This is a genomic window from Deferribacterota bacterium, from assembly GCA_034189185.1.
Lineage (GTDB): Bacteria > Chrysiogenota > Deferribacteres > Deferribacterales > UBA228 > UBA228.
In genome coordinates this window covers 1-10,647 of sequence record JAXHVM010000063.1, presented here as the reverse complement: position 1 = coordinate 10,647, position 10,647 = coordinate 1, and the positions used below count along the sequence as shown (strand labels likewise).

Genomic DNA, 10,647 nt, shown 5'->3' with positions numbered 1-10,647 from the left:
GTTGGAGACCTAACTTAGCATACCTAAGAGGTAAAGGTAGAAAAAAAGATAAAAAGGCTTCAAAGGAAAATTAATTATTAGTAAAGATCTTATAAAGTAATTAGGGCACCCAAATAGGGTGCCCTAGTTATTTATACTTGCAAACCTTAAATTAATTATTTTGTTTTTTTGAATTACTATATACTTGGTGAACAAAGGTTTCAAAAGCAATTTCATCTATATTTTCACTACTTGCATCAAAAAACAGATGCAACATAGGTATGTTTTTGTATTGCCTTTTTACCTGCAGCAAAAGTGCATAAGCATTTGTACCTGGCATACAATAAAAGGGGTTCACATTTACAATGCCATTTAGATTTGAATTGATAAATTCTAAGGTTTTAGAAAGTGTAAGTATGGCCTCCCCTTCTAATCTTATATCATAGTAATTACTAGCATGTTTTAGTGATTCTTTTATGGGTGGCTCAAAAGCATTATCAATAATTGAGCTAAATATTTTTGAGATATTATAATGTGTCTTTACTTGAAATCTATTTTTTATCCTATTAATAAAAGCCTGCTTATATTTCTTTGATTTTATCAACTTTCTATAATTAATATAATTTGTATAATAGATCCACTCTGAAAAGGGTGATAAATATACCTCAATTTGCATGGTATTCAACTTTTTTATTATATAATCATTAGCAAAGTCATTTAACCTCACATAGATCTCGCCAACCATTCCAACTAATGGTTTAGAGCCTATTTTTTTACAATAGCTTAAATTTTTGAAATCACTGGCTACCCCTTTTGCTATATCTAAAATATTGTCTCCTCTTCTTATTGCTTCTGTTAATCTCATTAAAGAATCCCTATATAATTTAATTGACTCCCCTTCCCTCTCCTCATGAGCTCTTATTCTATGTAAGATCTTTTTTATTACTTCAACTGTAATTATACCCTCCCAAACTATTTTAAAAAAAAGCTTTCCATCAATATTGAGATTATTATAGAACTCATGATCTGCTTCGTTTGGTGAAAAAATTTTAATATTACTATCAAGCTCTTTTAATATCATTTTTTGTAAATTGCTATATTGGCCAAATCTGCAAGGTCCAGTTGTTGTAGGCATAAAATAATAGACTTGTTTATAATTTTTATAATCCCTTTTGGCTATCTTAATAAGATCACCAGTTGTTAAGATACATGGATAGCATTCTTTTCCTGTAGTAAATTTTTCACTATATTCAATAGAAGTAATATCAGGTTCATCAGTGGTTTCACTCTCAATACCAAAAAAATCTAGGGCAGCCTTTAATATATAGGCCTCATCACACATTTTTGGAATAATAAAGAATATGTCATTCATAAAGTTATGTTAGTAATAACTTGTCTGTTGAATCAAAAAATGCCTCAAGTCTTGTTATAATTCCAGCATCAGCAGTGTGCTCATCAATTTCTAATTCAAGATAAGTTTTTTTCATATTTCTTCTAAAGAATTGTGAAATAAATGAATCAGGACCACATCCAAAATTAGTAACATATATTCCATGTAAATTTTGATCCTCACTAATCAATTTGCAAAGATTCAATATTCTTTGACCTGATTTCCAATACATATTATCGACAAGACCACAATACTCTTCATCAATATTGAAAAAATCCATTGGAGCTGCTATTTTACCCATCTCATATATTTTATCTGCTAAATAAATATTCAAGCCAAAATCATAAGTATTGTATGGTCTACCTATTATAATGTATATATTTTTATCTTTAAATTTCTCTATATAATTTTTTGAAGCCTCTTTTAGCTCTTTTTTAAAGTTATTATAGTTTCTGTAACCCTCTAAATAAGCAGTTTTTATCTCTTTCTTTTTGATGTTAAAGTATTTTCCAAATTCATTATACAAAATGCTTACAATCTCATCTAAATCTTCATTAAGAAATAGTATTGGGGAGAAGACATTTATACTATTTCTATCAAATGATGAAAACAACGTAAAAGGAAATCCTTGTACAAGTGGACAGTTATGGAAATGTTTTGCATTTTTTGTTTGAAACATCTCACATATTGAAGGTATAAATATATTTTTAATACCCTTTTCTAATAAATACTTTATGTGACCATATGCAACTTTTATTGGAAGACATGTATCATAAGAGCACAACTTTAGACCATCCTTCAATATTTTATTATTAGTAATTGGTGAGATTGTGATATTAAATCCTAATTTACTTAAAAAAGTACTAAATAACGGTATTAACTCCCACTGGTAAAATATTTGTGGCAAACCTATCACACCTCTTTTTTTATTATTTTCTAAACCTGTATTTGTATATTTAAATAAAATGTCATTCCTTAAATGAAATAAATTATCTATATTTTGTTCTATTTTCTTTTTAGTGTTTTCATATTTTCCACAACGGCCACCATAAAAGAGACTTTTTCCGTTATCTCTTTTTATTTTAATAATTCTACAACTATTACTGCAGCCATTACATTCAAAAGATGATACATCTACAATCTCCTTATCTATATTAAAACCTTTAAAATTGCTTTTTTTATCTCCAATATACTTCTTTACTAAAAGTGCTGCTCCAATTGCACCTGTAACCTCATGATGAGGGGAAACATAGATATCTTGTTTTAAGATATTATTAAAGGCTGAATGAACAGCTTCATTAAATGCAACGCCTCCTTGAAAAAAAATCTTTTTACCAATTTTCTTATTTCCAACTACCCTAAAAAGATAATTTTTAACAATTGAATATGAGAGGCCAGCTAATATATCTTCAATTTTTTCATTATCACATACAGCTTTTGTAACTTCTGAGCCAATAAAGACAGTGCATCTATCTCCTAGTGGAAGAGGATTTTTTGATTTGAAAGCTAGATTACTAAACTCATTTTTTATATTAATCCCTAAAATTTCTGCCTGTTCTTCTAAAAATGAACCAGTGCCAGCAGCACAGACTTTATTCATAGTAAAATCTTCAACACCTCTTGTGTTTAGAGATATATATTTCGAATCTTGCCCCCCTATCTCAAAAATTGTATCAACATCTTTATCTATGTATTTTGCTGCCATTGCTTGAGCTGTTATCTCATTTTTTATTAAATCTGCACCAACTAGTTCACCTATCAGATATCTTCCTGAACCTGTTGTGCAAACACCTCTGACATTAGCATTTTCCTTTATTTTATTATCTAACTGCTCAAAGCTTTTCTTTATAGCTCTAATAGGATTGCCTTCTGTAGGTAGATAAGTTTTTGCAACTAAATTGCCACTACTATCTATTATAGCAACATTTGTGCTAACTGAACCAATGTCTATGCCAATGTAGATAGGGCAATCATAAAAATTTTTTAAACTTTCACTTAATCTATACAATGGTTTTTTTAATATTTGATTAGATGAATTACTATTATGTAACTCTTTATTTTTATTTATAAAATATATTTTACTTTTATCAACAAATCTATTTTCAAGATATTCTACCACTGCCCCAATAGCTGCTAAAAAGTTATAATGCTCACTAACAATAAAACTATTTTCATCAATGCCTAATATATCCAAAAAAGCTCTTCTAACACCCTCATTTGCTGCCACACCACCTTGAAAAGAGATCTTTAATGGTGGTATTTCATTCTTACATATAGTGCTATAATAATTTCTGGCAACAGCGTAACACAACCCTGCAATTATATCATAGTCAGGAGTTCCAATTTGCTGTAAGTGAATCATATCACTTTTGGCAAAAACTGAACATCTACCAGCAATTAATGGTGGATTTTCTGACAGTAAAGCCTTTTTTGAAAATTCCCCTATATTAAGATTCAATCTATAGGCTTGTTGATCAAGAAAAACACCCGTTCCTGCTGCACATTTTGAATTTATTGTAAAATCTTCAATGGAAAGTGAATTATTACTATGTGGTTTAATTTTTATTAATTTTGAACTTTCTGCTCCAATTTCAATTATAGACCTTATATTGTTATCTGTAAAATAAGCCCCTTTTGCATGACAAACAACTTCATTAATGTAGGGAAACCCTTCTTCTATTGCAATGTTTTTACCGGCACTCCCTGTTAATACTATAGCAAAATTACTATATGTCTTTTGTTTTTGACTTATATATGTTTTAAATATATTTAATGGCTGCCCCTCAGTTGGGATATATAATTTATCTTTTATTGAGTAATTATTATCTATTACAATAGCCTTAAAAAAACGCGAGCCTATATCTATTCCAATTATTTGCTTTGTCATATTTTAAGATATATAATATCATATTTTTAGATATTTACACAATTTTTGATAAACAATTCTTATTCATTTATTTTAATTATGCCTCTTCTTATAGCAAATTTAATCAGTTCGTATTTTGAGTGCAGATCAAGTTTTTCGCTAATATTTGACTGGTGAGCAATAGTTGTTTTAATACTTATATTTAGCATCTCTGCTATTTCTTTATGTGTATAGCCTTCTGCTAACAATTTTAATACTTGTTTTTCTCTGTCTGTGAGCTTATCATAGGGGTCTTTTATATTACTAATATCTTTTTTCCCTAGATATCCAGCAACTATTTCAGATGCAACATCAGGATACAAATAAACCTCTCCCCTACTAACAGCTTTTATAGCTGATATAAGCTCAACACCTGCAGCCTTTTTTAATATATAGCCTGAAACCCCTGCCTGTAAAAATCTTAATATATATTGAGTATCATCATACTGGGTTAAAACTATAATTTTCGCATCTTTATCAATTTTTTTTATCTCTAAAGTTGCCTCATAACCACCCAACTTTGGCATTCTAATGTCCATTAAAACTATATCAGGCCTATATTTTTTAAACATCTCTATAGCTTCAACACCATCTGATACCTGGGCTACAACCTTAAAATCATTACAAGTATTCAATATAGCTACTAAACCCTCCCTAACTAAATCATGATCATCTGCAATTAAAATATTTATTTTATCCATATTTATCCCTCTAACTTAATTCGAAGGGTTATTTCTGTCCCTTCTCCTTCCTTTGAATTTATATCTAGCATCCCATCTATTATACCTGCTCTTTCCATCATACCCAATATTCCAATGCCTCTTAAGCTTCCAGTGTCTTTCCTTAAATCGCTAAACATTTTTTCTAAATCAAAGCCAATACCATCATCTTTTATTGATACCTCTAAAAAACCATCACTGCTCTTTATCATTGATATTGATACATTTTTAGCTTTTGCGTGTTTGATTATATTTGTAATTGTCTCCTGAATTATCCTAAATATATTAATCTCATATTCATGGGATAATCTTAAATTCTCAATATCTTTTAATTTAAGCTCATAATCAATGTCGCTCTTTTTTAATGTATTTTGTAAAAGCCATTCTATTGAAGATTTTAAACCTAGTTCATCAATTAGGGGTGGCCTAAGATTTTGCATTATATATTTTACATTATCAAATGTTCTTAGTATTAATGATCTTAATTCTTGTAAGTTATTATATACATCTAAATTTTTATCTTTATCAATTTTATTTATGTAAATATCTAAGTGCATTAATATTGCAGACAGATCTTGTAAAATCTCATCATGTAGTTCTCTAGCTATTCTGTTTCTCTCATTTTCTTGAGAATTTATCACTCTTTTGAGTAACATCTCTATAATTTTTTTACTTTCTTCAATTTCTTTTGTTCTTTTACTAACCTCTTTCTCAAGTTCAATATTATAATTTTCTAAATAACTTAATGTTTTTGACAATTTTATCCTCATATTCTCAAAACTCTTACCTAACTCTAAAACCTCATCACTCCCTGTTACCACTAGGGGCTTATTATAGTTTCCTTTGGATATTTCTTTTGTCTCTAAAATCAAATCATTTATAGGTGCAGTGATATTTCTGCCTAAACCAACAGAAAATACAATTCCAGTAAGTATATAGAGTAAAAATATAGACAATAATATCCAGGCTACTTTCACAACAGGGGCAAACATAGTGGGTGAAAGAGATCCAAAAAGCACTGCCCAAGGGGCATTACCTAAAGGATTTATTGCCAATTCAATATTTTTTTCTCTGCCATATTGATCTAATAGTATAACCTTAGATAGGCGATTTTTCTTAGTTTCTATAATTTTATCTAAATTTTTATTAAATTTTACACGTTTATAGTTTTTATTTGACACTAAAACATTTCCTTTTATATCAACAAGTCCAATATAATTGTCTTTTAAAATATTCAGATTTTTTATAAATATATTTAATTCAAACCTATTAATACTAATAACTCCAACAATTGCACCAATACTTTCATTTTTAGTATTCTTTAATGGAACTACTGTATAAACTACATTTTTGTTTGTTTTATTAATCAAAGGAGATATAACAAACCTGTCTGTTTCAACTGCTCTTTTTACATAGGGTTTATAATATAATTTTGAAAAATTCGCATAATTTTGTGGGTAGGATTCAAAGATTTCGCAATCTCTATTCACAATAAATATGCTCTCAGTAAACATTGAATATCTATAAGCATTTTCTAAGAGTTTTTGCACAACATTGGGATTATAATTATTAAAATTAATTATTCTTGTAAGTGATATATCAAAAAGTTTTTTTATATTATTTTCCAGATTATAATCTATACAGCGCGTAATTGATTCTGAAACATTTTGCTGATTTACTTTAAGATGATTTATATCATTTATTATAAGATAATATGAAACAATGCCAAAGGAAAGTGATATAAACAATGTAAATAACAATGTTGCAATTAATATTCTTCTTTGCATTAAATCTAAAAAATTTATATATATTAATCTTCAAATTTTCTTTTATATTCTTTAAAATGCTCCTTAATATACCTCTTTTTTGAGAGATATCCTGTAAAAATTGAAGTATCCAAAGGTATGGCATCAGGATTAAATATGGCATTATAAATATGTGATACAATAATAATAAACAGTATAATTGCTTGGTTATAATGAACCGTTTTTGCAATTGGAATAATTATTCCAGGCAAATAATTTGTAAGAGTGATAGGAAAACATAGTATAATACCAGAAAAAATTAATAAAAGTATACTTATAAATATCCCCCAATATTCAAATTTTTGTCTATAGGTATAGCGGTCGTTCTCAGCTCTTTTATTAGTTACCCTAATAAAGTATTTTAAATCTTTAATAAAGTTATCAAAATCTTCTTTGGTTATCATCATTGATACTTCCATATTAAAGTATAATATTCCAACAAAATTATATAATATATGTATAATAAAGAGGCATATTAGAGATACTCCAAAATACATGTGTATTAAGACAACATTGTCAATACCACCAAAATATTTTATAAGCCACATTGAAATATCTAATGTATAAAATTTCTGTACAAAACCTGTTATTAATAAAAGGGTTGTTAGAATCATACATATTAAATGTTCAGATATCCTATAAATTGAAAATCTTCTAATCTTGTCTTTCTGTTTCACCTATTTCCTCATCTACTAACAGCATATCTCCATATAGATAAAAATATCTGTAAAATTATACTAACTATTAAAATTATTATAAAAAATTTATAAAACCATATGATTACAAATAAAACAGGGGTTTTATAAAATGTTGGTATATAGTGAGACAACCATGCATTTGGAAAGTTTAATGATGCTTTTTTATGACAATGCCTACATCTTTTTACTAACTTCTCTTTTAAGACATCTTCTTCAATATATCTAAGGCTTTTAATATTATGAACACCATGACAATCAACACATGTTGCTACCTTTTCTAAATTATCAAATTTACCATTCTCTCTTAAATATAGGGCGGTTTTCTTACCGTGAAAACTTTCTATATATGTACTTATTACTTTTGTTGACAAACCATATTTGCCAACAATTTTTTCATTTACATGGCAGTTACCACACAACTCTGGTATATGCAATCTAAAATTAGCTGTCAGAGGGTTTTTTATTTCATGGGAAGTATGGCAGTCAATACAATTTGGAACATCTTTATTATGTTCATCAAACAGTGCTGCCCCATGTACGCTTTTAGCATAAATATTATAGATTTCATCATGGCATTTGCCACATTTTCTAGCTATTTTTGTTCGCTCTTCACCAAATTCTTGTATCTCATGATAGCCGTGACAGTTTGTGCAGAGAGGCACCCTTTCATCCCCTTTAGATAAGAGTTTGCTATGTATACTATCTTCATACATAGTATATTTATCAAAATGACACCTTCTACACGTATCTGCATTAGCAATACTTAGATTACGTCTATTTTCAAAGGTCCTTCTTGGGTGAAGATCATGAGAAAAGCCATAGTGGCAATCAGAGCATTGTAAATCCTTATGGACTGAACTGCTCAATTCATTTATATTTATTTTTGCTGATAACTTGTCTCCATTTAGAAATTCAATTTGTATTTCATTTTTATGACAACTTAAACAATATTCCTTCTCATCACTAGTATTATTTAAAGGTGACCCGCTCTTGGCTGTATAATGAGGACTGTGACAATTTGTGCAAAGTAAAAATTGTGATCCATCCTTACTGCCAATAAAATTTTTATGTATCTTATCATTTAAGATATCACTGTGACAACTATCACAAATATTATTTGACATAATCTTATATTGACTATATGACCTAAATCTTCTTTTAGGATGACTGCTCTCAAATTCAATATGACATGCTGTGCACTCTAAATCTTTATGAGCTGAACGTTTATATTTATCTACATTAACAATAGCTTCAATTCTCTCTCCATTTTCAAAAACTTTGTATATTCCTTGTTTATTGTGGCAATCTATGCAATTATTTTTTTTTACAGAGTTTTCACAATATCCACTTGTAAACCAACACATAACTATAGTTGTAAATGCTATACAGTACAAAAGTTTACTAATTTTAATCATAATATTACTATAGTTTAAGTCTTGTCTTTCAGCGCATATCCGTGCATATACTCAGCTTCTTCCTTAGGCTTATAACCTGTAATCATTGTTTTTATGGAGCCCTTGATAACGAAAACTGACATATATAGATGTATCATAAAAAATCCAACAAGAATTATACCAATAATATTATGAATATATATAGAAACTTGAAGTAATTTAACATCTGGTGGCAATGATAAAATAACTATACCTGTTATAAACAAAATTACTCCTCCAATACTTGATAATATTAACCACAATTTTTGGCCAAAATTAAATTTATCTGCTGGCACAACCTTTTTCTTTTTACTCAAATAGCCTCCCAACATCATTAACCACTTAATATCATATGGTTTTGTAATAAAATATTTTCTCCACATAATTATCATAAGGATATCAAAAATAATAAATAAAAATGCAGTAATGCGATGGATATACCTAGTGATAAGTATAATTATACCACCTCCCAGATTATCAGCAAAAATTATGATTATTCCTGTTATTACTAATATAACAAAAGTAATTGCAACGCTCCAATGCACAAATCTATTCCAGAAATTAAACCAATATATTTTTTCCTCTTCATTAAATTCTTTACTGCCAAAAATTAAATAGTGTATTATAAAACCCAAAATTGCAACAAAAATAACCAACAAACAAGAAATCTTAAAAATTACAGCCTGAGAAAAGGATGTATGTATTTTGTATTTATCAAAAGAAGACGTAACAACTCCTGTTTGAGTTTTGTACACTCCACTTTCAAGATACCCATGACATTTCCCACATGTTTCATCCAAGTTAGATTTATTTATGGATGATTGAGGATCTTCTTTAGGTAAAATAAGATGTTTATCATGGCAATCTGTGCATAGTGCTGATCTAACAAATCCCATAAGTGTTGCTCTTCCGTGATAATTATCTTGATATATCTTAGACTGCTCTAAATGGCAATTCCCACACTCTTTAGTTTCAATACCAAACAGTGTTATCCTACTAGTCTCATAAATTTCATGTTCGCTATGACATGTTGTACATACAGGTACATTAGGGTTTCCCTCTTTAAGTAATTTACCATGTATACTATTAATATACCTATCTAATATATATCTATGGCAGTCCCCGCATAATTCAGGTATATTAGTAAAATATGTCTTTGAGTTAACATTATTGGAAGGCAATATTATATGTGCTCCATGACAATCGGTACAAGTGGGTGCATTCGCTAATCCACTTGATAACAGTGCTTTATTGTGTATACTCAGATTATATCTTTCTATATCACTATGACAGTTTAAACATAGCTTTGATACATTTAATTTATTTATTTTAGATTTATTATTATCCTTTGGATAAATATCATGAGTACCATGACAATCTTTACAACTTGGTTTGCCTTTCTCATCTTTAAAATGTACATTTCCTTTTTCACCGGTAATTTCACTTACTATATCGCTGTGACAATTACCGCAATTAACTGGTGCAATTTTTTTTTGATGAGGTATAGCCTTCACATCGCTGTGGCAGCTAATACAATTTAGCTTATTGTGTACACTATTTTCAAGAACACTTTTATCAACTTTTGGATCCATATTAAGATGACAATTTAAACAATTATTATTTTCTAAAGCAGAAAATACTAAATTATTTAATAAAAAAATAAAAAATAAAGCATACAATATCAAAGTAAATAAATGTTTCATATATAACCTCCCTAC

Annotated in this window: 7 protein-coding genes; all 7 read right to left on the bottom strand. The window is 28.6% G+C overall.

The window, feature by feature from the left end:
* Positions 1 to 151 precede the first annotated feature (151 nt).
* The 7 genes from SVN78_05815 to SVN78_05785 are packed head-to-tail and all read right to left on the bottom strand — an operon-like array spanning position 152 to position 10,632.
* Positions 152 to 1,351: a hypothetical protein gene (locus SVN78_05815; protein MDY6821119.1), complete on the bottom strand. Its 1,200-nt coding sequence runs from the start codon at positions 1,349 to 1,351 to the stop codon at positions 152 to 154.
* A 4-nt stretch (positions 1,352 to 1,355) separates the two neighbouring features.
* Complete coding sequence (locus SVN78_05810) at positions 1,356 to 4,256, bottom strand: acyl-CoA dehydratase activase (GenBank protein ID MDY6821118.1); 2,901 nt, start codon at positions 4,254 to 4,256, stop codon at positions 1,356 to 1,358.
* Between the two features lie 59 nt (positions 4,257 to 4,315).
* Positions 4,316 to 4,975 carry a response regulator transcription factor gene (locus SVN78_05805; GenBank protein ID MDY6821117.1) on the bottom strand — a complete coding sequence of 220 codons (660 nt, stop codon included), beginning with the start codon at positions 4,973 to 4,975 and terminating at the stop codon, positions 4,316 to 4,318.
* Between the two features lie 2 nt (positions 4,976 to 4,977).
* On the bottom strand, positions 4,978 to 6,780 hold the full coding sequence (locus SVN78_05800; GenBank protein MDY6821116.1) for a histidine kinase: 1,803 nt from the start codon (positions 6,778 to 6,780) through the stop codon (positions 4,978 to 4,980).
* 23 nt (positions 6,781 to 6,803) lie between these two features.
* On the bottom strand, positions 6,804 to 7,475 hold the full coding sequence (locus SVN78_05795; protein ID MDY6821115.1) for a cytochrome C: 672 nt from the start codon (positions 7,473 to 7,475) through the stop codon (positions 6,804 to 6,806).
* 8 nt (positions 7,476 to 7,483) lie between these two features.
* On the bottom strand, positions 7,484 to 8,911 hold the full coding sequence (locus SVN78_05790) for a cytochrome c3 family protein (GenBank protein ID MDY6821114.1): 1,428 nt from the start codon (positions 8,909 to 8,911) through the stop codon (positions 7,484 to 7,486).
* 14 nt (positions 8,912 to 8,925) lie between these two features.
* A complete protein-coding gene (locus SVN78_05785) occupies positions 8,926 to 10,632 on the bottom strand; it encodes a formate dehydrogenase subunit gamma (GenBank protein MDY6821113.1) in 1,707 nt (568 codons plus the stop codon).
* Positions 10,633 to 10,647 lie beyond the last annotated feature (15 nt).

Excerpts from the sequence above, each read along its gene's own strand:
- SVN78_05815 (MDY6821119.1), bottom strand. The coding sequence starts at position 1,351 with ATGAATGACATATTCTTTATTATTCCAAAAATGTGTGATGAGGCCTAT.
- SVN78_05810 (MDY6821118.1), bottom strand. The coding sequence starts at position 4,256 with ATGACAAAGCAAATAATTGGAATAGATATAGGCTCGCGTTTTTTTAAG.
- SVN78_05805 (MDY6821117.1), bottom strand. The coding sequence starts at position 4,975 with ATGGATAAAATAAATATTTTAATTGCAGATGATCATGATTTAGTTAGG.
- SVN78_05800 (MDY6821116.1), bottom strand. The coding sequence starts at position 6,780 with ATGCAAAGAAGAATATTAATTGCAACATTGTTATTTACATTGTTTATA.
- SVN78_05790 (MDY6821114.1), bottom strand. The coding sequence starts at position 8,911 with ATGATTAAAATTAGTAAACTTTTGTACTGTATAGCATTTACAACTATA.
- SVN78_05785 (MDY6821113.1), bottom strand. The coding sequence starts at position 10,632 with ATGAAACATTTATTTACTTTGATATTGTATGCTTTATTTTTTATTTTT.